Origin of the sequence: Chitinophaga qingshengii (genome assembly GCF_014529935.1) — a bacterium.
Lineage (GTDB): Bacteria > Bacteroidota > Bacteroidia > Chitinophagales > Chitinophagaceae > Chitinophaga > Chitinophaga qingshengii.
Genome location: NZ_JACVFC010000006.1, coordinates 247,841 through 269,615, shown reverse-complemented (window position 1 = coordinate 269,615; position 21,775 = coordinate 247,841). Strand labels below are relative to the sequence as shown.

General features: G+C 48.9%; 18 protein-coding genes. 9 read left to right on the top strand and 9 right to left on the bottom strand.

Translation table 11 applies throughout. The features are described 5' to 3' along the window. Positions 1-101 precede the first annotated feature (101 nt). Positions 102-542 (bottom strand): type I restriction enzyme HsdR N-terminal domain-containing protein, encoded by a 441-nt coding sequence (locus ICL07_RS30585; RefSeq protein WP_188091852.1) that lies wholly within the window; start codon positions 540-542, stop codon positions 102-104. Between the two features lie 85 nt (positions 543-627). Here ICL07_RS30585 and ICL07_RS30580 point away from each other — a divergent pair, with 85 nt between their 5' ends. The 4 genes from ICL07_RS30580 to ICL07_RS30565 all read left to right on the top strand — a co-directional run bounded on the left by ICL07_RS30580 (position 628) and on the right by ICL07_RS30565 (position 5,119). Continuing rightward, positions 628-1,398, top strand: a complete 771-nt coding sequence (locus ICL07_RS30580; protein WP_188091851.1) for an AMP nucleosidase — start codon at positions 628-630, stop codon at positions 1,396-1,398. A gap of 20 nt (positions 1,399-1,418) precedes the next feature. Beyond that, a complete protein-coding gene (locus tag ICL07_RS30575) occupies positions 1,419-3,167 on the top strand; it encodes an ABC transporter ATP-binding protein (RefSeq protein ID WP_188091850.1) in 1,749 nt (582 codons plus the stop codon). A gap of 103 nt (positions 3,168-3,270) precedes the next feature. Continuing rightward, the gene (queA, locus tag ICL07_RS30570; RefSeq protein WP_188091849.1) at positions 3,271-4,320 is read left to right on the top strand and encodes a tRNA preQ1(34) S-adenosylmethionine ribosyltransferase-isomerase QueA; all 1,050 of its coding nucleotides are present in this window, start codon (positions 3,271-3,273) and stop codon (positions 4,318-4,320) included. Between the two features lie 118 nt (positions 4,321-4,438). Further along, a complete protein-coding gene (locus ICL07_RS30565) occupies positions 4,439-5,119 on the top strand; it encodes a 2-C-methyl-D-erythritol 4-phosphate cytidylyltransferase (RefSeq protein WP_188091848.1) in 681 nt (226 codons plus the stop codon). Between the two features lie 204 nt (positions 5,120-5,323). Here the strand turns inward: ICL07_RS30565 and ICL07_RS30560 are convergent, their stop codons facing one another. Continuing rightward, positions 5,324-6,307, bottom strand: coding sequence for a Gfo/Idh/MocA family protein (locus tag ICL07_RS30560; protein WP_188091847.1), 984 nt, complete (start codon positions 6,305-6,307; stop codon positions 5,324-5,326). Positions 6,308-6,362: 55 nt separating this feature from the next. Then, positions 6,363-7,040 (bottom strand): RadC family protein, encoded by a 678-nt coding sequence (gene radC, locus ICL07_RS30555; RefSeq protein WP_343071135.1) that lies wholly within the window; start codon positions 7,038-7,040, stop codon positions 6,363-6,365. Between the two features lie 256 nt (positions 7,041-7,296). Between radC and ICL07_RS30550 the strand changes: the two genes are divergently transcribed. From ICL07_RS30550 to ICL07_RS30535, 4 genes are all read left to right on the top strand, one after another. Beyond that, the gene (locus ICL07_RS30550) at positions 7,297-8,256 is read left to right on the top strand and encodes a ribose-phosphate pyrophosphokinase (RefSeq protein ID WP_188091845.1); all 960 of its coding nucleotides are present in this window, start codon (positions 7,297-7,299) and stop codon (positions 8,254-8,256) included. Positions 8,257-8,290: 34 nt separating this feature from the next. Then, positions 8,291-8,881 carry a 50S ribosomal protein L25 gene (locus tag ICL07_RS30545; protein WP_188091844.1) on the top strand — a complete coding sequence of 197 codons (591 nt, stop codon included), beginning with the start codon at positions 8,291-8,293 and terminating at the stop codon, positions 8,879-8,881. 66 nt (positions 8,882-8,947) lie between these two features. Continuing rightward, positions 8,948-9,523 (top strand): aminoacyl-tRNA hydrolase, encoded by a 576-nt coding sequence (gene pth / locus ICL07_RS30540; RefSeq protein ID WP_188091843.1) that lies wholly within the window; start codon positions 8,948-8,950, stop codon positions 9,521-9,523. Between the two features lie 58 nt (positions 9,524-9,581). Next, positions 9,582-10,193: a fumarylacetoacetate hydrolase family protein gene (locus ICL07_RS30535; RefSeq protein WP_188091842.1), complete on the top strand. Its 612-nt coding sequence runs from the start codon at positions 9,582-9,584 to the stop codon at positions 10,191-10,193. A 111-nt stretch (positions 10,194-10,304) separates the two neighbouring features. On the opposite strand, the gene ICL07_RS30530 is transcribed toward ICL07_RS30535, so the two are convergent. Then, a complete protein-coding gene (locus ICL07_RS30530; protein ID WP_188091841.1) occupies positions 10,305-10,748 on the bottom strand; it encodes a MarR family winged helix-turn-helix transcriptional regulator in 444 nt (147 codons plus the stop codon). 80 nt (positions 10,749-10,828) lie between these two features. Here ICL07_RS30530 and ICL07_RS30525 point away from each other — a divergent pair, with 80 nt between their 5' ends. Further along, positions 10,829-12,958: an alpha-ketoacid dehydrogenase subunit alpha/beta gene (locus ICL07_RS30525; protein ID WP_343071134.1), complete on the top strand. Its 2,130-nt coding sequence runs from the start codon at positions 10,829-10,831 to the stop codon at positions 12,956-12,958. 84 nt (positions 12,959-13,042) lie between these two features. Here the strand turns inward: ICL07_RS30525 and ICL07_RS30520 are convergent, their stop codons facing one another. Genes ICL07_RS30520 through ICL07_RS30500 form a run of 5 tightly spaced genes read right to left on the bottom strand, consistent with a single transcriptional unit; the run spans position 13,043 to position 21,641 of the window. Then, entirely contained in the window at positions 13,043-14,329 is a 1,287-nt protein-coding gene (locus tag ICL07_RS30520; RefSeq protein WP_188091840.1) for a DUF4302 domain-containing protein, read from the bottom strand. Between the two features lie 24 nt (positions 14,330-14,353). Then, complete coding sequence (locus tag ICL07_RS30515; protein WP_188091839.1) at positions 14,354-15,664, bottom strand: DUF4302 domain-containing protein; 1,311 nt, start codon at positions 15,662-15,664, stop codon at positions 14,354-14,356. A 32-nt stretch (positions 15,665-15,696) separates the two neighbouring features. Continuing rightward, the gene (locus ICL07_RS30510) at positions 15,697-16,548 is read right to left on the bottom strand and encodes a zinc-binding metallopeptidase (protein WP_188091838.1); all 852 of its coding nucleotides are present in this window, start codon (positions 16,546-16,548) and stop codon (positions 15,697-15,699) included. Between the two features lie 23 nt (positions 16,549-16,571). Continuing rightward, a complete protein-coding gene (locus ICL07_RS30505; RefSeq protein WP_188091837.1) occupies positions 16,572-18,029 on the bottom strand; it encodes a RagB/SusD family nutrient uptake outer membrane protein in 1,458 nt (485 codons plus the stop codon). A 21-nt stretch (positions 18,030-18,050) separates the two neighbouring features. Further along, positions 18,051-21,641, bottom strand: a complete 3,591-nt coding sequence (locus ICL07_RS30500) for a SusC/RagA family TonB-linked outer membrane protein (RefSeq protein ID WP_188091836.1) — start codon at positions 21,639-21,641, stop codon at positions 18,051-18,053. Positions 21,642-21,775: the final 134 nt, after the last annotated feature.

Here is a 21,775-nt window from a genome sequence, read left to right as displayed (position 1 = left end):
TTGAATTTAGCTATTTAAAATGCAGCGGAGATCTTAGCGGTCTTCGCTGTTTTTTATTCATAGAGGAACCCTCAATAATTAAATATCAAAATAACTAAATATCAAAATACAGGGAGGGCATCGAGAAACAGCCATTGCCTCGATTCAGCGTTGTGAGTGCAGCAGAAGGTATGGGTACCATTGGTCATCACCAGGTAGGTAGCCGGAATGACCATATTATAACGGACTACCTGTTCCAGCGTTTGCTGGCTGATAGGAACATTCATCTCCTTACATTCTATCAGCATCCAGGGTTCCATCTGCCGGTTATACACCACGATATCGAAACGTTTTTTCAGCTCCCCGAGCATAATCTCTTTCTCAATTCCGATCAGGGAAGCAGGGTACCCCATGGATTTTACGAGGTAGTTGAGGAAATTTTGTCTTACCCACTCTTCTGGTGTAAGGCGTACATACTTTTTCCGGTAACGGTCAAAGATCAGTTCTTTATCCTGCTCCTTGCTGATCCTGAAATCCGGTGGTGGAAAGTGAATGGTGATCAATACTGTATTATTTATGCCATTACGAAGATAGGAGGATAATATGGAGAATACCGAATAAAACCTTATATTTGCGTGTCAAAAGGCTATGAAGACAAAAGAAGAAATTGTAGCTAATTGGCTTCCCCGCTACACTGGTGAAAAGCTGGACCGCTTCGGGTCCCACATCCTCCTCACCAATTTCAGTAACTACCTGACCATGTTTGCCGAATGGAACAACGTTGAAATTATCGGCGCAGGTAAACCGATGCAGTGCGCTACTGCCGGCGATATTACCATTATTAATTTCGGTATGGGCAGCCCTGGTGCGGCCACCGTCATGGACCTGCTGAGTGCTATTCACCCCAAAGCAGTATTGTTCCTGGGTAAATGCGGCGGTCTGAAAAAGAAAAACGCCATCGGCGACCTGATACTGCCCATCGCGGCAATACGGGGCGAAGGTACCTCCAACGACTATTTCCCGGCTGAAGTACCTGCACTGCCGGCATTTGCGCTGCAAAAGGCTATCTCCACCACCATCCGTGAACTGGGCCACGATTACTGGACCGGCACCTGCTACACTACCAACCGCCGGGTATGGGAACATGATGCGGAATTCAAACAATACCTGGAACGCGTAAGAGCTATGGCGGTGGACATGGAAACGGCCACTATCTTCTCTGTGGGCTTCTTCAACAAAATCCCTACCGGCGCCCTGCTGCTCGTTTCCGACCAGCCCATGATACCGGAAGGCGTTAAAACAGAAGAAAGCGACAAAAAGGTAACTACCAAATATGTGGAACGCCACCTGCAAATTGGTATTGAATCCCTGCAGAAACTGATCGACAGCCACCAAACGGTGAAGCACCTGCGTTTTTAGAATTGTTGTATCTTCCGGGCATGCATGCAACCCGCCTGGAAATACAAGATATGGAAGTTACCTTCCACGCACATGATACCATTGTTACGGCTGTCAACCACCTGAACCTGTCTATAGGCAAGGGGGAGATTATTGGAGTAGTAGGGGAATCCGGTTCCGGTAAATCGGTGACCTCTCTTTCCGTGATGCGCCTGATACAGGCGCCCGGAAAAATCTCCCACGGAAAAATCCTCTACCATCATGCCGATGGACAGGTGACAGACCTGGCTCAACTCCCTGATACGGCCATGCGGGCTTACCGTGGCAACGAAATTGCCATGATCTTCCAGGAGCCTATGACCTCCCTCAATCCTTTACATACCTGTGGCGCCCAGGTCACAGAAGCTATCCGGCTGCACAAGGGTATCCCACAGCGGGAAGCCCGTGAGCAGGCGAAAGCGCTGTTTGCCCGGGTAAAACTGCCCGATCCGGCTGCCATCATGAACCGTTACCCGCATGAACTGTCCGGCGGACAAAAACAACGCGTCATGATTGCCATGGCTATTTCCTGCGAACCCCGCCTGCTGATTGCCGATGAACCTACTACGGCACTGGATGTAACGGTGCAAAAGGCCATCCTGGAACTGCTGAAAGAGCTGCAGCAACAAATGGATATGAGCGTGCTGTTTATTACGCACGACCTGGGTGTGGTGGCGGAACTGGCGGAAAGGGTAGTAGTGATGTACAAAGGTAATATCGTGGAAGAAGGTCCGGTACGGCAGGTATTTCAGCATCCGCAGCATCCTTATACAAAAGGGTTGCTTGCCTGCAGGCCCCCGTTAAACAAGCGCCTGTCGCGGTTGCCGGTTACCCGTGATTTTATGGAGACCGATGCCAGCGGACAAATACATGAAAAAGCAGGCGCCGTCGCAGATGTGGTGAACCGGCTGGTTGTCAGCGACAGCGAGGTGAAAGCCCGGCAAGCCTTGCTGGCTGGTAATCCGCCGTTGCTGGAAGTACATGGGCTGCAGACCTGGTTTCCCGTGAAAAAAAGTTTTACCGGCAAAGTGCTGCAATGGTACAAAGCGGTGGATGATGTGAGCTTTACCGTTAACAGTGGTGAAACGCTGGGACTGGTAGGTGAGTCGGGCTGTGGTAAAACTACCTTAGGAAGATCTCTTTTACGGTTGATAGAACCAACCGGTGGAAGTATTGTTTATAAAGGGCAGGACCTGCGTAGCCTGTCCCCCGCAGGTATGCGGGCGCTGCGGAAAGATATGCAGCTGATTTTCCAGGACCCGTATGCTTCCCTGAACCCGCGGAAGTCCATCGGATCGGCTATCCTGGAGCCCATGCAGGTGCATGGCCTGTATGGCAACGAAAAGGCGCAGCGGGAAAAAGTACAGGAGTTGCTGGAGAAGGTGAACCTGTCGCCGGAGCATGTAAACCGTTATCCGCATGAGTTTTCCGGCGGGCAACGGCAGCGGGTGGTGATAGCCCGGGCGTTGGCGGTAAACCCTTCCTTCATTATCTGTGATGAATCGGTGGCAGCATTGGATGTAAGCGTACAGGCGCAGGTGCTCAACCTGCTGATCCGGTTGCGGGAGGAGTTTGGTTTCAGCTGTATTTTTATCTCCCATGATTTGTCGGTGGTCCGTTTTATCAGCGACCGGATGATGGTGATGCAGAAAGGGAAGATAGTGGAGATGGGGCAGGCGGATGCCGTATATAATCATCCGCAGCATCCATACACACAACAGCTGATTGCAGTTATACCTAAAGGAATGTAATACATATATAGCTGGTTATTATACTTATATCTCATTTTTTTGATGGAATAGGGAATAATCAGTACCTTTGCACCCACTAAAAATTTCTTATTCATACCGTAATATGAAACTATCACAGTTCAAATTCGATCTCCCTTTAAACCTGATCGCACAGCACCCTTCCAAGACAAGAGATGAATCACGCTTAATGGTGGTAAATCGCACTACCGGAAAAATTGAACACAAGGTATTCAAGGATATCCTGGGTTATTTCAATGACAAGGATGTGATGATTGTGAACAACACCAAGGTGTTTCCGGCAAGGTTGTATGGCCGTAAGGAGAAAACGGGAGCAAAAATTGAGGTATTCCTGCTGCGTGAGCTGAACAAGCAAAATCGCCTGTGGGACGTAATTGTTGACCCGGCGCGTAAAATCCGTGTAGGTAACAAATTGTATTTTGGTGATGACGAATCACTGGTGGCAGAAGTAATTGATAATACCACTTCCAGAGGCCGTACCATCCGTTTCTTATTTGAGGGCAATGATGAAGAGTTCAAACAGGTGTTGGATACCCTGGGTGAAACGCCGCTGCCAAAATATATCAAACGTAAACCGGAAGAGGAAGACAAGGAGCGTTATCAAACGGTGTATGCCAAGTATGAAGGCGCTGTAGCGGCTCCTACTGCTGGTTTGCACTTCAGCCGTGAGCTGATCAAACGCCTGGAAATTAAAGGGGTGAAATTTGCAGAAGTAACGCTGCACACCGGTTTGGGTACTTTCCGTCCGATTGAAGTGGAAGATCTGAGCAAACACAAGATGGATGCTGAATATTTCCACATTGAGGAACATGCCGTGAAAGTGGTGAACAAAGCGAAGGAAGAAAACCGCAGGATCTGCGCTATTGGTACTACTTCCGTACGTGCCGTAGAATCTTCCGTGACTGCGCAGAACCTCCTGAAAGCGGCAGAAGGCTGGACCAACACCTTTATCCACCCGCCGTATGAATTTGCTATTCCGAATGCGCTGGTAACCAACTTCCACCTGCCGAAAACAAGTCTGCTGATCATGACTTGCGCCTTTGCAGGATATGACCTGATCATGGAAGCTTACCAACAGGCCATCAAAGAGAAATACCGTTTCTTCAGCTATGGTGATGCCATGCTGATTATCTGATAACAACGGCTAACAAGTTAACAGTGGATGCCTGAGAGAAGAGTGATTGAAATGCATATTTCGCACTGGTCTTCCCTCAGGCATTCGCGATTTTTACAGGGTAGTACGAATACCTTTTATGGGCAATAGAAAAAAAACAGCCATCATTGTAGCAGGCGGCTCCGGCTCCCGGATGCAGAGCGCCATACCCAAACAGTTTATGGACCTGGCGGGAAAGCCGGTGTTATATCATACCATTACTGCTTTTACTGCTGCTTATCCGGATATGGAGATTGTGCTGGTGTTACCGGAGCAGCATATCAGTTTTGCCAATAACCTGTTGCAGGCTTTTGATACTATTCCGGCCATTACGCTGGTGAAGGGCGGGGAAACCCGCTTTCATTCCGTGAAGAACGGGCTGCAGCAGGTAAAGGGTGATGGCGTGGTGTTTGTGCATGACGGGGTGCGTCCGCTGGTGTCGCCGGCGTTGGTCCGTACCTGTTATGAAGCTGCATTCAGCCATGGCAGTGCTATTCCGGTGATTGATATGAAAGATAGTATCCGGGAGGTAACCGGGGAGGAGAACAGGGCGGTGGACCGGGGGCGTTTCCGTATTGTGCAGACGCCGCAGACTTTTGTGTCATCGTTGATATTACCGGCTTTTGAGCAGCCTTATGATCCGTTGTTTACGGATGAAGCTACCGTAGTAGAGCATTATGGACATTTTATACACCTGGTGCAGGGGGAGGAGTCGAACCTGAAGATCACGAAGCCGTTGGATTTGGTGATGGCGAAGGCTTTCCTGGATTTACGCGGTTAGTTCACGCAAAGTATTTTAAGGAGCAAAGAGCGCAAAGATTATTGAAGCGGGTATAAGAAAGCAAAGGAGTCTCGCAAAGGTTACATAAGTGAGCAAAGAAAGCAAAGGAGCGAGGATCAACATTTGATCTTCGCTCCTTTGCTTTCTTATAAAAACATAATAAAAAACCTTTGGCTCTTTGCTCTTTTGCGCGCTTTGCGTGAACTACGCTTTCGCTGTTTCGTTCAGGCTTTTGTTGATTTTTTGCAGGATCTGATGAGCTACGTCCAGTGCCTGCAAGCCGTCGATCGCGTTTACGGCTACGGGTTTGTTCTGGAGAATAGCGTCGCGGAAGAGTTCCAGTTCCATACGGATGGCGTTGGATTGTTTTACCTCCGGGTTATCGATCGCGATGGTTTTTTTGCCGCTGTTGGTTTCGATATCGAGGGTGAAGAGGCCTTCGTCTTCCGGTGTTTTCAGTTTGATGATTTCTGATTTTTTGTCCAGGAAATCGATTCCGATATAGGCATCTTTCTGGAAGAGGCGCATTTTGCGCATTTTTTTCAGGGAGATGCGGCTGGAGGTGAGGTTAGCCACGCAGCCGTTATGGAATTCGATGCGTACGTTAGCGATATCCGGGGTATCGCTCATAACGGCTACGCCGCTGGCGGATATACGGCTGACGGTAGATTTTACGATGCTGAGTACGATGTCGATATCGTGGATCATGAGATCGAGGATAACGCTTACATCTGTACCGCGCGGGTTAAATTCCGCGAGGCGGTGTACTTCGATGAACATGGGCTTCAGGTCGTAGCCTTTCAGTGCGAGGAAGGCTGGATTGAAGCGTTCCACATGGCCTACCTGGAATTTGATATTGGCTTCATCCACCAGTTTAACCAGTGTTTTAGCTTCTTCCATGGTGTTGGTCATGGGTTTCTCCACGAAGATATGTTTACCGTTACGGATGGCCAGTTCACATAGTTTGAAGTGGAGGGTGGTTGGCGCCACGATGTCGATGGCATCTACGGCCATGATCAGATCTTCCGGTGCGGTGTAGCGGGCGATATTATATTGCGAGGCTACGCTGGCGGCGTTGGCATCGCTGGGATCATAGAAGCCTACTACTTCCACATCTTTCATGGTTGAAAGTTGGGAGAGGTGAATTTTACCCAGGTGTCCTACCCCAAAGATTCCTATTTTGAGCATATTGGATCGTAATAAATAAATGCGAAAGTAAATACATTTGGTTATTTTTTGATTTTTATATCACGCCTTCTTCCACGAGGCTGCAGTAGCCGCATTCCGACACGATAATATGGTCCAGTACATCGATGTCGAAGAGTTGTCCCATTTCTTTTATTTTTTGGGTGATCCGGATATCGGCGTGGCTGGGGCGCAGGCTGCCGGAGGGGTGATTATGGCAAAGGAGTAATTTACAGGCCTGGGCATCGAGGGCTTCGCGGAAGATGATGCGGGTGTCTACGATGGTGCTGGTCATGCCGCCGGTGCTGATACAGCGGTAGTGGAGTACTTTATTGGCCTGGTTGAGGAACATTACGTAGAAGGCTTCACAGGAGAGGTCGGCCAGGATGGGTTTAAAGAACAGGGCTGCATCTGAACCGGCCCGGATGACGGTTTTTTTATGAATGGGGCTTGCCTGCCTGCGCCGGGCCAGTTCCATGGCTGCCAGGACGGTAACGGTTTTGGCGATGCCCATACCCCGGAGTTTTCGCAGTTTGCGGACGCTGATCCTGCCCAGTTCCGGTAAGTTATAATGGGCCAGTTGCAGCACTTCCCGTGCGAGGTCCAGTGCGGATTTGTTTTTATGGCCGGTATGGAGCAAAATGGCCAGTAATTCGGTGTCTGTGAGGGCGGCTGCGCCACGTTGCAGCATTTTTTCCCGGGGTTTTTCGGCATCCGCCCAATTACGGATAGCCACGTGGGGTTGTGGTTTCGGGCTAACAAACATACTTCATTGCATTTCTTCAAATATCGGAAATATCTCCTGGAAAAAATTCCCCCTCCTGCTTTTTCTTCTCTTGAAAAACTACGTAAAAAGCGATATAATCATCTAGCTATATTAATTTTATATTAAATGATTTATTATAATTTGATTTTTGATCGAAAAATAATCACGCCGGTAGCCCTAAAAAATCATTAGTTTTGCCACCTCTTTTCTACTACTAGTATTTAGTATGCAACCTTCAGTAAAAATCTTCACAGGCAACAGTAATCCGGCGTTGGCTGAGAAAATTGCCAAAAGATACGGCAACGGACTCAACGCCCTCGGTAAATTAAAAATTCAGAAGTTCAGTGATGGCGAGTTTCAGCCCGTTTTCCTGGAAAGTATCCGTGGTGACTATGTTTTCCTGGTGCAAGGCACCAACGCCCCGTCAGACAACCTGATGGAGCTGTTGCTGATGATTGACGCGGCCAAACGCGCATCGGCGGGGTATATCACGGCGGTAATTCCTTATTTCGGGTTTGCCCGTCAGGACCGGAAAGACAAGCCCAGGGTAGCCATCGGGTCTAAACTGGTAGCGAATTTGCTCACTTCTGCGGGTGCTAACAGGGTGATTACCATGGACTTACACGCTCCGCAGATCCAGGGTTTCTTTGATATCCCGGTAGATCACCTGGATAGTTCTGCTATTTTTATTCCCTATATTGAGCAATTAAAGCTGGAAAATCTTACCTTTGCGTCCCCTGATGTGGGAAGCACCAACCGGGTGCGTGAAGTGGCGTCCTACTTTAATGCTGAAATGGTGATTTGCGACAAACATCGTAAGAGAGCCAATGAAATAGCATCCATGGTAGTGATCGGTGAGGTAAAAGACAGGGATATTGTGCTCATTGACGATATCTGTGATACAGCCGGCACGCTGTCAAAAGCGGCCAACCTGCTGAAGGAAAAGGGAGCCAGAAGTGTTCGTGCTTTCTGTACCCATCCGGTATTCAGCGGTAAGGCGTATGAAAACATTGAGAACTCGGTATTGGAGGAAATTGTGGTATGCGATACGATTCCCATCCGCCCGGAAAGTTCCAAAATTAAAGTGGTGTCTGTGGCAGACCTGTTCGCGGTAGCTATCCGTAACATGCATGAGAACAAGTCTATCACCAATCTGTTTGTACACAGCCAGCGCCGCCAGGACTAATGTATTTTTTTATTTTATATAAACTGTTTAAACAATGAATACAATAACCATCGAAGGACAACTCAGGAGCGAATTCGGCAAAAAAGCCACCCGCCAGATCCGTTCTGAGGAACAAGTGCCTTGTGTTATTTACGGGGGTGCAGAAACTGTAAGTTTTTCAGCTCCTGCCAAAGCATTCAAAAACCTGGTTTACACTGCTGCTTTCCAGATCGCAGAAATTAAACTGGGCGCTAAAACGTACAAAGCTGTACTGAAAGACATGCAATTCGACGTGGTGACAGATGAACTGGCACACATCGATTTCATGGAACTGGTAGAAGACAAAACAGTGTCTGTGACACTGCCGATTAAACTGGTAGGTTCTTCTGTAGGCGTTAAAGCCGGTGGTAAACTGGTAAGCAAACTGAAAGCCCTGAAAGTAAAGGCACTGCCTAAAGACCTGGTAGAGAGCATCGAAGTGAACATCGAAAACCTGGAACTGAACGGCAACATCCGTGTTGAAGACGTGAAAGTAGCAGGTATCGAAATCACCAACTCTCCGCGTATTCCTATCGCTTCTGTGGTAATGACCCGTCAGCTGCGTCAGGAAGAATCTGCTGCTGAAAAAGATGCTAAAAAGAAATAATCTTTTAGAAATATTTTTCGAAAAAGCCTCTCTACTTGTAGAGGGGCTTTTTAATTTTGATATATTATGAAATACCTGATCGCCGGTTTGGGCAACATTGGAGAAGAATACCGTCATACCCGCCACAACATTGGTTTTGATGTGGCAGACGCTTTTGTGGCCAAACATAACGCCAGCTTCCATAACGACCGGCTGGCGGAGGTGGCGGAATGTAAATGGAAAGGCAAAACGTTTATCGTGATCAAACCTACCACTTACATGAACCTGAGTGGCCGTGCCCTCAAATACTGGATGGACAAGGAAAAGATTTCTATTGAAAACCTGCTGGTGATCATGGACGAACTGGCCCTTCCGCTGGATGTGCTCCGCTTGCGCCCCGGTGGCAGCGACGCCGGCCACAACGGATTAAAAAGCATCCAGGAGTCGCTGGGCTCCAGTCAATATCCCCGCCTGCGTTTCGGTATCGGCAACGATTATCCCAAAGGGCGCCAGGTGGACTTTGTACTGGGCAAATGGAAAACAACGGAAAAGCCTGTGGTAGAACAAAAAATCAACGTTTGTTGCGATATCATTGAAAGTTTCGCCAGCATTGGATTGGCACGTACCATGAATGAATTCAACAAGATGACGTTTCCTTTGTAAAGTAAATTTGCATTTCTGCACGCTATCTGCTTAATTTATCTTTTAAAACTCACGCATTATGAAAATTATTTGCGTAGGCAGGAATTATGCCGACCATGCCAAAGAATTGAAAAATGAGGTGCCTGCTGAGCCGGTGTTGTTCATGAAACCCAAGAACGCACTGCTGCAAAACGGCCACCCGTTTTATTATCCGGAGTTTACGACTAACCTGCACTACGAATGTGAACTGGTGCTGCGGGTCAGCAAAAACGGCAAACATATTCAGGAAAAATTTGCGGATAAATACTACGATAAGATTTCTGTAGGGATCGATTTTACTGCCCGTGACCTGCAAGACCAGCAAAAAGCCAAAGGCCTGCCCTGGGAGATTGCCAAAGCATTTGACAACTCCGCTATCGTAGGATCTTTTATTCCTATTACACCTGAGATGGATAAGAAGAATATCAACTTCTGCCTGTATAAAAACAAAACATTGGTACAACAAGGCGATACCAAAGACCTCCTGTTTTCTTTCGACTTCCTCGTTGCCTATATTTCCAGGTTTTTTACCCTTAACATCGGTGACCTGATCTTTACCGGTACGCCTGCAGGCGTAGGACCCACCGCCATCGGCGATTCTTTTGAGGCTTTTATTGAAAACGACAGCCTGCTGGAGTTTTCCGTTAAATAATTTCCGGATTTCCGGATTTTGGGGATTTAATGAGCGGAGATTATGTTATATGTTATGTGATCTTCGCTCATTAAATCCCCAAAATCCGTAAATCCGAAAATCCGTAAATGATTAAATTTTAGTGGGGATATTCCCGTAAATAGTATCCAGTATCCGGGTTAACTCTGCATAATCGGCTTCTGTCAGCGATTTCCATCCTGTTTTACGCATTTCATGCACCAGCGGCTTCACCTGTTTATATTTCTCCGTTCCGTCGGGTGTGAGCTGCAGGTACACCTTCCTCCGGTCATAAATGTCCGCTTCCCGCTTTACCAGCCCTTTTTTTACCAGTAATTCTATGATGCGGGAGATAGTGGTAATATCCTTTGAGGTGTTACGGGCCAGCTCGTTATGCGTTGTTTTTTTGTGTTTATACAAATTTTCCACCAGCAACCATTGATCCACCGTGATGTCCATCTGACGGGAATCAAACATTTTCTGCCAGTAGTTACGCAGTTTTTTTAAAGTAGCATCCAGCTTAAAAAAAGAGGGATTATTGATAAAAGTATCAGCCATATTAATTAATTTGCAATAGCAACAGTTGTTATAGCAACTATTTTACTTAACCACCATCGTCATCACCAAAACAGTTTTACGTGTTTAAAGATAGTACAAGCGTTTCAACTTTAAAAGCCGGTACTACCGGCCAGCACGGGAAAAAAAGCGAGCTGGCGGAGTTATTGGCCGCCTACCGGTGGATGTGCCAGGCAGGCCGGATGGCTGCTACCTATGAGGCTAACCGGTCTATATGCAAATACGTACATTCTACCTCCAGGGGGCATGAGGCTATCCAGATAGCCACCGGCATGCAGCTGCGGCCCTGGGATTTTGTCAGTCCCTACTACCGCGACGAGAGCATGCTGCTGGCCATGGGCTTCGAACCCTACGAGCTGATGTTACAGCTGCTGGCCAAGGCAGACGATCCTTTCTCCGGCGGCCGCTCCTACTACAATCATCCTAACAGCCGCCGCGCGGATAAACCCAAAATTCCCCATCAGAGCAGTGCTACCGGTATGCAGGTAATACCCGCCACCGGCATGGCACAGGGCGTACAATACCTGGAAACCATCCACTCCCGTTTATTACAGACCGGACCAGCCGGAGAACTGCCCGTAGTGGTTTGTTCACTGGGCGACGGCAGCGTGACGGAGGGAGAGGTGAGCGAAGCGCTACAGTTTGCAGTATTGAAACAACTGCCGGTCATCTACCTGGTACAGGACAATGACTGGGGTATTTCTGTTACCGCCGCAGAAGCCCGCGCCATGGATGCCTATGAATATGCGGCCGGTTTTAAAGGGCTGGAACGCATGCGGGTAGACGGCAGCGACTTCACTGCCAGTTACGCGGCCATGGAAACGGCTATCGGATACGTCCGGCAGGAGCGCAAACCGATCCTGGTACAGGCTAACGTGCCGCTGTTGGGGCATCATACCTCCGGCGTACGTAAAGAGTGGTACCGCACGGCGGAAGACCTGGAAAAACATGCGGTCAACGACCCGGTACCCAAACTAAGGGCGCTGTTACTGAAACATGGCGTAACGGAGGTAACCCTGCAGGAAATAGAGCAAACAGCTATTGAAGATATTGCAGCAGCCTTTGCGGCGGCGGTAAAAGCGGCTGAACCGGCGCCTGAAACGGTCCGGGAACATGTGTTTGCACCGGCTGCCGTTATGGAGGAATCCGGTACCCGCACACCTGCCAACGGCAGTAAAGTGGTGATGGTGGATGCTGCCCTGCACGCGGTAGAAGAAATCATGCAACAGTACCCGGAAGCCATCTTTTTCGGACAGGACGTAGGTAAGCGGCTGGGAGGCGTGTTCCGGGAGGCCGCCACCCTGGGCGATAAATTCGGTGATCACCGGGTGTATAATACGGCGATCCAGGAAGCATATATTATTGGCGCTACCGCCGGATTATCTGCCGTAGGCGTAAAACCTATAGTGGAAATACAGTTTGCGGACTACATCTATCCCGGATTTAACCAGCTGGTGACGGAGATATCCAAATCCTGTTACCTGAGCCAGGGCAAATTTCCGGTACAAACGCTGATCCGTGTTCCCATCGGAGCTTATGGCGGTGGCGGACCTTACCACTCCGGCAGTATTGAATCTACCTTACTGAGTATCAAAGGCATTAAAGTGGTATACCCTTCCAATGCGGCCGATATGAAAGGCTTACTGAAAGCGGCTTTCCTGGACCCTAACCCGGTAGTGATGCTGGAACATAAAGGACTTTACTGGAGCAAAGTGCCCGGTACCCAGGAGGCGATGACGATAGAACCGGCGGCGGATTATGTACTGCCACTGGGCAAAGGCCAGGTGGTACTGCAAGCGCATCCGAAAGATGTGCAGCGGGGTGAATCGGTTTGTATCATTACCTACGGTATGGGCGTATACTGGGCAAAAGCAGCGGCACGCGCATTTCCGGGGAATGTGGAAATCGTGGACCTGCGTACGCTGTTTCCACTGGACGAAGCGCTGGTGTTTGAAACTGTCCGCAGACATGGTAAATGCCTGTTGCTGACAGAAGAACAATTAAATAATTCCTTTACCCAGGCGCTGGCCGGCCGTATACAGAAAGCCTGCTTCAGGGAACTGGATGCGCCGGTATTTATGCTCGGTGCACTCGACTTGCCGGCAGTGGCGCTCAATACCGGACTTGAAGCCGCTATGTTGCCCAATCCGGCAAAAGTGGAGGCGATGATAAAAGAACTTTTGTCCTACTGAAAACCAACCAGCCAGCTAATGCAAGGCCCTGTCAACCTAATGACAGGGCCTCTCTTTTTTTATCGGGAAGGATAGTATGCGTATTTACCAGACACTGGTGAAGGTAACAGACGGGTTATTGACACTGACAAAGCTCAGCAGCAGACCATCCGGCGTTTCCATAAATTTCATGGCGAACTGATTGGTTGACAGCATATCTGTCAGTGGTTTGGCTTCATTTTTTACAGCGTTGCCGTTGGCGCCTGGTGTATCAGGGGTAAATGGCTGCTGCACAAAAGTATATACGCCCTCTGCAGTTCGTGTGTACTTAAACGTGAATCTACCCACATAGCTGGCAAAAGTAATGTTCACCGTCAGATAGCCTGGCACCTGGAAGTCCAATACGGCCTGGACTAAAGGCAGGCCCCTGGCTTTAAATTTATTGGTCATATTGGTCCAGATAGCCTTAAAATCAGCAGACCAGCCAGGTAGTGGCAGTACATTGGGAGGCAACAGATACTGCTGGCCGGAGATTTCAGTGCCTACCAGGTAATAGGCTGGCAGTGCAGGCACATTTCCCTGATCAAAATAAGACTTGTCTTTGTCCGGTTGTGTGTAGAAATTACCGGCATCTGCGTCCCAGTTCAGGGTGGAGATGGTTTGGTTTCCTACCTGTACCGGATGGCGGAGCACAATGCCTGTTGGCGTAAAGGCATAACCGCTGCCGGCAGAGGATTTGACATTGTTGTTCACACTGGCAAAACCGACACTTTTGTTATCTGTATCGAAGTACACCATGCAAGGGATATTGTTTTGCCTGAATGACAGATAACCGGCATTGTCCAGAAAATTGGTAGCCTCGCTGATGACAGTCTTTAGTTTGCCGTTGGCGTAATCTGTTTTTGTTTGGGCGCTGGCTTTTACCAGGCGGAGTTCATCGCTGTATTTATTACCCAGGAGTATCAGGGTGTCCCCGCTGGCATAGCGGAAGGCATAAGCGGTGTCTACTCCTCTTTTAACAGCGAGCCTGATATCCTGTAGCTGGGAACCTTCAGCAAGCGTGATAGTGGGATTGACGGTCTGTGAAACGGAGAGCCTGAAAGGGCTTTTGCTGGGCGTAGTGGCGCTGGCGATACTGAGATCGGTGTACAGGGTGGCTTCGTTTTTACCATTATCAAGTTGCAGGTATATGCTGTATACCTGGTTGCTGTTGCCGGGTACGAGTGTGCCTACCCAGCCGTTAGGAGCGTTTCCCAGCGCGGTTTTAAAGGAATCGAGCTGCCTGGAAGGGTCGGGATAAGACGGTTCGATGGGGTTACCGAGCGAATTGTCTTTCCGGCAAGACGCCACCATAGCGGCGCACAGGAGTGTATATAAAGCGATTTTTTTCATTTGAGTCAGTTGCAGTTAAATGAATTATCTAAGAGTGCCGCCCAGGATAAAAGCGGGATCATCTACCCCTATTATCTGTCCCATTTGGGTATTGCCCGGCAGGGAGAAATAATCTACCCGGTATTTGCCGACGCCCAGTTTGTCCAGGATCGGTTTGACTGCCGGTAGAATGACGGTAGCCACATCGCCTTTAACATCCTGCATGGTGAAGGTGAACACGCCGTCTTTACTTTTCGTATAGTCGTATACGAATAAAGCAGTGAACTGATTGGGCGCCTGGGTAACTTTGAAATTAAGTCCCATCTGCTGGTTGGCAGGATCGAAAATAACATCCACGCCGTTCAGTTGCAGGTTAGGAGCGGTAGTTGGCATTTTGGTTTTAGCTGCTTTCCACATCGTCAGGAAGTTGGGGGAGAAGGCTCCTTGTGTGGCATCGCTGACGTTCAACTGATTATAGGCAACTCCCAGCAATACATGGAGTGCAAAGATAGGGCCGGGTGCCGGCTGCAGTTCCACATTTTTGCCGTTGTCTTTCAGGTATAATACCTGTTTGGCATCATCATAAAATACTTCCTGGTAAAACTTATTACCTATTTTAAAAGGTTCTTTGGTGATAATACCGTTTAACGTATAGGCGTAAGGGACAGAGAATGTTTTTGCGGCGCCATCTTCTTCATATATCAGCGAAAATGTCCGGGAGTCCGGTACGATAGCCGTCTGCATTTTTTTGCCATCAGGTGTGGTAACATACATGATAGGATGCGTAAAGACATAATCGTAGATCGCATTCTGGATGGTATTAAGGCCGCCTGCGGCGTAGGCGGTTTCTTCCTGGGCATTTGCCCGTACCAGCATCATTTTACTTTTATTGGCGCTGCCGGTCAGAAAAATAGTGTCAGTACGGGTAGAGTCGTATCCGAATTCAAAATCCGAATCGTAACCTCTGCCAAATATGCCGCCGAACACTCTGCCGTCGGGGTCGGACAGCAGGTGAATATAGCTATAGGTATCAAACACCAGGGAAGGTCTTTGCTGGGCGCCCATTCTATAGGAGCTTTCGGCAAGGTCCTGCCCGGTCTCGGGTGTAAGGTCCCCCAGCATATTCACCCGGTTGTTTTCACCGAACTTAAAATAGAAGCCGAAACCATAGCCTCCGTCGGGGAAGAGGTATGCCTTCCATCCATTAGTGCCGCCGGTAAGCTGCTTTTTGTAGGCGGTGAGTGTGGCGTTCATCCGCTCTTCCGGTCTAACACCGAACACGGAGCCATCGTTGTCTTTGCGGCATGCTGTTGCTAGCGTGCATAACACCATACCTGCTATAATGAATTTTTTCATATATCCGTAATAGTTATCATTCATGTTAAAAACTACTTGATCGCTTCCTTAATAGCAGTGGACGTTGCCAGCTGAAGGCTGTCCAGATTTATTTTCCAGCTGTTCTGCAGATAGTTTCTCACGATCTCTGCTTTTTGGTGCAGCATGTCTTTACCATAGTCGGTTTCGGCCTGGTTCACGATGGCTTCAAATCCTTCTTTGCCTTCGGTAAGCATGGTAGATAACATTTCCACGAAGTCCTCATCTGCCTTGGATCTGGCGTAGGGTGTAATAAAGCCCAGGTCAAGCGCTTCCTGGTCGGTGGTATTGTTCCAGGTGCCGGTATAACCACTTGCTGTCAATGCCTTGAACTCTCTTGGATAAAAGATAGTTTGATGCAGAATATGGGCAAATTCGTGGTGAATGGTATGCAGCATGAATTTGATGTAGCCTTCATTTTTCAGGTCAAATTCGTTGAGCCGAAACAGTTGTATCGCTTTACCTCCTTCTGCTTCTCCCACGGTGATGGTACCATTGGAATTCCATTTGGCGCTTCCTATCAGTATAAACTGTTTGGGTGCATATTTCAGGAAGAAAGGCATGCCTGCTATCTTGATATAAGGTTCTGCCCAGGTTTTGTGTACGAGGTCCATTACAGGAATAACGAGTGGTTCCCTGACTGGAATCAGCGTTTTATCGGTTGCCACATAAGGGTCCCATTTGTACCGGACCTCGATATTATACGGTTTGGTATAGTGTTCTGTGAGCCATGTGTCCAGCGCGGTAGGCTGCTGGGTATTTTCCGGGAACAGGTTGGAGATGTCCAGGTCATCTTTTTTGCGGCAACCGGAAAGAACCGTGATCAGTCCTGCTACCAGCATGGGAATAATATAATGACGTTTCATAGTTACAAATTTGAGCGGTGTGTTTATCGGGGATTTAGTTCCAGTCCTGACAATTGTGCTTCCTGTGGAATCTGCACCATGCGGCGCGGATCGTTGGGGCCTAATGTCATTTTGACTTTACCATCGAAAGAGGTATGTACTACCGGAAGTTTATGGCGGAGTATATCAAACCAGCGCAGTCCTTCGAACATATATTCTATCCGTTTGAAGTAAAGGATTGTTTGGATGATGGCAGAGCGGGTGTCGATAGTGCCATAGTAGTTTCTTACTTTACCGACTGTCAGGTTATGCGTTGTGGCGATGTAACCGCTGATGCGCTGGCTCAGGAAGTCGTTGACATCCGCGAGCGCCGCCTCGTAGTTGCCTAGTTCGGTATTGGCTTCAGCTCTGTTGAACAGCACTTCTTCAGCTGTGAGCAGGGGAATCATATCGTAAGGGTCCCCGATATTGGCGTTCTGGTCTACCCGGATAAACAGCTCGTAAAACTTAGGTACGAAAAAGTCTTCCGGCCTTGTGTAATAAACCTTATAGCTCAACCGGCCGCCGGACGGGTTATCGCGGCTATTGATCAGATTGCCCAATACAGGATCGCAGCCATAACGGTTATCGCGCAGGTCTCTGGCCCATACGGACTGGGTTTCCACCAGCAGCAGGTTGGCTTTTTGGGTGGCCCTGGTATATTCTTTTCTGAGCACCAGTTCTTCCATCGCATTGTACGTGGTATTTACCGGTCGGAGATAAGGCAATGCTTTTCCTGCGGGGAAGGTGAGGTTGGCATGCTGCACTACTTTATCATACTCTTTTTTGAAGAGATAGAAGCGGGTGGCAAATGCGTGTGCCGCTGCGGTAGTGAAGTGGTAGGCAGGGGCTACCATGTAGGAGTTATCGTCTATCAGCGGTAAACCTTCCGTGAGGTCTTTCTCTATTTGTTGATATACGTAGGCGACTGTTTTCCTTTCATATTTTTCCACTACTACGTTTTCCGGTTTGGTAACGTAGGGAATGCCCGGGTCTTTAGCGGCGCTGGCAGCATCGTACGATTTACAGTAGATGGTTACCAGCATAAAATGAGCATATGCCCTGGCGAGCAGCGCTTCGCCTTTGCTGGCGCGGTAGGCGGATTGATCTTCGGCATTTTCAATCACCATCAATGCCTGGTTGGCCGCTGCAATGGCGGCATAGGCTTTTTGCCAGTAATAGTCCGGGGTGTCCTGGTCTCTGTCGGAAGACACTTCCCAGAACCAGGGTTGGCGGTTATAGCGGCTATTGTTGTTGGTGCCTTTGTCATTGGCATTGTCTGACATGGCTTCCAGGAACGGAATATAGTTGGCCCGGGGGTAAGCAGAGGTGAGCAGCTCTGCTACTTTAGCAGGTGAGTTTACTTCCGTACGCTGATCGGGTAATTGCTCCAGGTATTTTTTACACCCGGGAGCAACAGTGATGATCGCTAACGCTGATATATATACGAGATTTCTTTTCATGTCTAAAACTTTTCATGCAGGTTAAAAACCAACTTTTACGGAGAGGGTGTATTGCTTGGGAACAGGTAACGCTACGCCACCGGACTGGAAGAACTCAGGGTCCTGGCCTTTCAGTTTTGGATCAGCATAGATCAGCCAGGGGTTATTAGCCACCAGGCTCAGGGAGGCGTTGTTAAGGCCTATCGCTGAGGTGTAGCGCAGCGGCAGGTTATAACTTAGCGATACCTGTTTGAGGCGAATGAAGCCCCCATCAGCAACCCGTGCAGTTGAATAGTTATAGGTATAATAGGGCGTTACGCCGCTCAGCCTGTTGATGACACGGAGATCAGACAGGGCAGGGATATCGGTCTTTTTTTCGTCGCCGGTCATCATCCAGCGGTCCAGGAACTCTTTCGGCATGGCCGTGAGGTCGGTATATTTTTGCTGGAAAGCAGGATTGAGGCGGATTACGTTGCCGGCGCTGAAAGTAAACAGGGCGGAGAAAGTGAAATCCTTATAGCGTACGGAGTTGTAGAAACCGCCGGTGAGCTTGGGATCGATAGCCCCGTTGTATTTCAGGTAGTTGATAGCATCGCTTTGCAGGTTGACTTCATTTACTTTTTCGCCTTTTTCATTCATGAAAACCGGTGTGCCATCGAGGGCTGAGAGTTCTACCAGGTCTATGGAATAGAGACCTCTGTAAGGACGTCCCGGCATAGGACCGCCATCGGGGCCGATCAGGTCCCAGATATTGGGATTGGTTTTCAGGTTCGTGATTTTGTTTTCATTATAAGCAGCATTGAGTTGTGTTCTCCATTGCCAGTCTTTCTTTTGCACGATAGTGCCACCAATGGTCAGTTCCACCCCGTGAGATTTCATATCGGCATAGTTGGCGTTTTTAAGAAACTGGCCACCGATAGCGGAAGTACGGATCGGGCTGATGAGGTCGAAACCGTTACGGTTATAGCCATCGAGGGTAACCGTGAGTCTGTCTTTAAACATACCCAGGTCGATGCCCACGTTGGTTTCGTATTGTTTTTCCCAGGTAAGCTGTGAGTTTTCGAGATCGGCGATATTGATCACAGACTCGATTTCAGGCAGATAGGGGCGGTATGTTTTAGCGGTACGGGTAATAAGGCTGGAGTTGGTGGTTTTACCCTGCAGGCTGGCGGTGAGGCCATAGGTAGCGCGAAGGGTGAGGCGGTTGATGTTCTGTACCGCTTTCATAAACTCTTCTGTATCCACGTTCCAGGAGCCACTGATATTCCAGGTAGGCAGCCAGCGGGCATTGCGGGCCTTGCCGAGCAGGTTGGAGCCATCGTAACGAACGGTACCGTTGATGTTGTATTTGCCATTATAGGAATAGGCGCCGTTAGCCATATAAGCGAGGAAACGGTCGTAGTAGTTTTGCATACCGTAGAAATCGAAGCCGCTTTCAACTGCCTGTTTCACGATGCGCGGATCTACGTAGGGCACGCCGCCTTTATCAAACTGGTAGCCGTAACCGTTAGAGAACTTATTCTGGCGGTTGGCGTATCTCAGTTCCTGGGAAGCATAGGCTACCAGGATGTGTTTATTGTTATAGGTTTTATTCCATTCCAGGGAGTTACGGATGTTGTAGCTCACCAGGTAGTCGTCGTTGGTATTATAGAAACCGCCATAGGGCAGTACTACCACGGGGTATGCTTCCGGATCGTCCGGGTTGCGGTAGAGGAATTTGTTGTTTTCCATGACGGTAGCGTTGTCAGCAGCGCGATAAGCCATGGCCATATTGGAGTTCTCCCTTACCTTATGTTCCCGGTTGGTTTTCGCATAACGCAAAGCGCCGAGGAAAGAGTATTTCAGGGTAGGAGTGATTTTATAACCTGCTTCGCCCTGTAATTTGATATCCACCATAGTGAGGTCGAGCGTATTGTTGCGCAATTCATTGATGATGTTGAAAGGGGCGTAGTTGCGGCGGAAATATTCCAGGTTCCCCTGTTCGTCGAAGGCGGTGAGGGTACGGCTGGTATTGAGTGCGTAGCTGAAAGGGTTGATATCGAAATCACGGTCGAATTTTCCTTCTACAGGATTGCTGACCCTGCCGATACTGCCCGGGGCGCGCTGGTCTCTGATAGATCCCTGGGTGATGAGTCCTACATTCAGTTTAGGAGAGATGTTGAAATTGGCGCGGGCGTTGCCGGTAAAGCGTTTCACGCGGTCGCCGATGGTCCAGCCGTTATCGTTGAGGAAGCTGGTAGAGAAATAGAGTTGTGATTTTTCCGTACCGGAAGAGATACTCAGGGAGTGTTCCTGCAGGAGGGAATTGCGGAACAGTACATCGAACCAGTCGGTATTGGCGGTAGCATATCTTTTCAGGAATTCGTTCCTGGATTTCTCATCGTTGTAAACGGTCCGGTCGTTGATTTTTTCGGCCAGTTTGGTGAATACGCCGCCGTCCTGCCTGTTGGCTATGTCAGCGTACTGGAGATATCCCCGGCTTTCCATGGATTTGTAGACCGACATCTGGTCTGCCGAGTTCATGATATTAAAATCGTTATAGGTTGGCTTGATATAGGTAGAGAAGTTACCGGTATAGGAGATGAGCGGTTTGCCTATGCGTCCTTTTTTGGTGGTGATCACTACTACGCCGTTCATGGCGCGGGCGCCATACATAGCGGTGGCAGCGGCATCTTTGAGGATCTGGAAGCTCTCGATATCGTCCGGGTTGAGGCCGGCCACAGAAGAACCCAGCAGGGTGGTAGGATCTCCGGTAGAGAGTTGTTCGTTGGATACGTTGACCACATCTTCCAGTACGATACCGTCCACAACCCAGAGGGGTTTGTTATCACCGGTGATGGAGGTAGCGCCGCGGACGCGGATTTTAGGGGCGGCACCGAAGGTACCGGATACGTTTTGGATAGAAACGCCGGCTACGCGGCCTTCCAGCATGCGGCTTACATCGGTGATACCATCGCGTTTCACATCACTGGCTTTGAGGGTGGCAGCAGAACCGGTAAAGAGTTTACGGTCGATGGTCTGATAGCCGGTTACCACTACCTGGTTGAGGTTGGTCACGTTTTCTTCCAGTGTTACGATAATAGGTTTATCGGCGGTGGCTTTTACTTCCACCGTTTTAAACCCTACCATACTGATGACCAGTGTGGCGCCGGGTTTTACGCGGATAGTGAATTCTCCTTTGCCGTCGGTAGCGATGCCGTTGGTGGTCCCTTTTTCCACGACGCTGATACCGGGAACAAAGGAAGCATCACCGTTTTCCGAGCGGGTACCAGCCCGTCCTTTCACGGTGATGACTTCCTGTTGCGGCGCTGGCTTTTCGGCGGGGCGTGTGAGCACGATCTTATCGCCGATGACCTTGTGTGCTATGCCTTTGCTCTCGAGCAGATTAAGCGCCTGCTGCATAGAAAGTTTATCGGGGTCCATTTCCACGTTCATATTTTTGTTGATGACCGCGGCATCATACACAAATACGACGTTGTATTTTTTCTCCATCCTGCCGAGGATGATTTCCAGCTTCTCTCTGTTTTGCTCGTTTGTAAGCGGGGCAGCCTGGTTTTCCAGGCAAGCCACTGTCAATAGGGCCAGGAGTAACTTCGATTTTGGTCGCTTTTTTTTGTAAAGGATTTCAAACATCGTGTATAATTATTATAGGTTAAACGGGTCCGGGGCAGGCATAGGCATGACGTTCCGTGGGGAACGTTACATAGCCTGCAGACGATCTTGGTTGCATTTCCGGGTTACAGAACTGCGATTGTTGATTTCAGTTG

Excerpts from the sequence above, each read along its gene's own strand:
- ICL07_RS30580 (WP_188091851.1), top strand. The coding sequence starts at position 628 with ATGAAGACAAAAGAAGAAATTGTAGCTAATTGGCTTCCCCGCTACACT.
- ICL07_RS30575 (WP_188091850.1), top strand. The coding sequence starts at position 1,419 with ATGCATGCAACCCGCCTGGAAATACAAGATATGGAAGTTACCTTCCAC.
- queA (WP_188091849.1), top strand. The coding sequence starts at position 3,271 with ATGAAACTATCACAGTTCAAATTCGATCTCCCTTTAAACCTGATCGCA.
- ICL07_RS30565 (WP_188091848.1), top strand. The coding sequence starts at position 4,439 with ATGGGCAATAGAAAAAAAACAGCCATCATTGTAGCAGGCGGCTCCGGC.
- ICL07_RS30560 (WP_188091847.1), bottom strand. The coding sequence starts at position 6,307 with ATGCTCAAAATAGGAATCTTTGGGGTAGGACACCTGGGTAAAATTCAC.
- ICL07_RS30550 (WP_188091845.1), top strand. The coding sequence starts at position 7,297 with ATGCAACCTTCAGTAAAAATCTTCACAGGCAACAGTAATCCGGCGTTG.
- ICL07_RS30545 (WP_188091844.1), top strand. The coding sequence starts at position 8,291 with ATGAATACAATAACCATCGAAGGACAACTCAGGAGCGAATTCGGCAAA.
- pth (WP_188091843.1), top strand. The coding sequence starts at position 8,948 with ATGAAATACCTGATCGCCGGTTTGGGCAACATTGGAGAAGAATACCGT.
- ICL07_RS30535 (WP_188091842.1), top strand. The coding sequence starts at position 9,582 with ATGAAAATTATTTGCGTAGGCAGGAATTATGCCGACCATGCCAAAGAA.
- ICL07_RS30530 (WP_188091841.1), bottom strand. The coding sequence starts at position 10,748 with ATGGCTGATACTTTTATCAATAATCCCTCTTTTTTTAAGCTGGATGCT.
- ICL07_RS30520 (WP_188091840.1), bottom strand. The coding sequence starts at position 14,329 with ATGAAAAAAATCGCTTTATATACACTCCTGTGCGCCGCTATGGTGGCG.
- ICL07_RS30515 (WP_188091839.1), bottom strand. The coding sequence starts at position 15,664 with ATGAAAAAATTCATTATAGCAGGTATGGTGTTATGCACGCTAGCAACA.
- ICL07_RS30510 (WP_188091838.1), bottom strand. The coding sequence starts at position 16,548 with ATGAAACGTCATTATATTATTCCCATGCTGGTAGCAGGACTGATCACG.
- ICL07_RS30505 (WP_188091837.1), bottom strand. The coding sequence starts at position 18,029 with ATGAAAAGAAATCTCGTATATATATCAGCGTTAGCGATCATCACTGTT.
- ICL07_RS30500 (WP_188091836.1), bottom strand. The coding sequence starts at position 21,641 with ATGTTTGAAATCCTTTACAAAAAAAAGCGACCAAAATCGAAGTTACTC.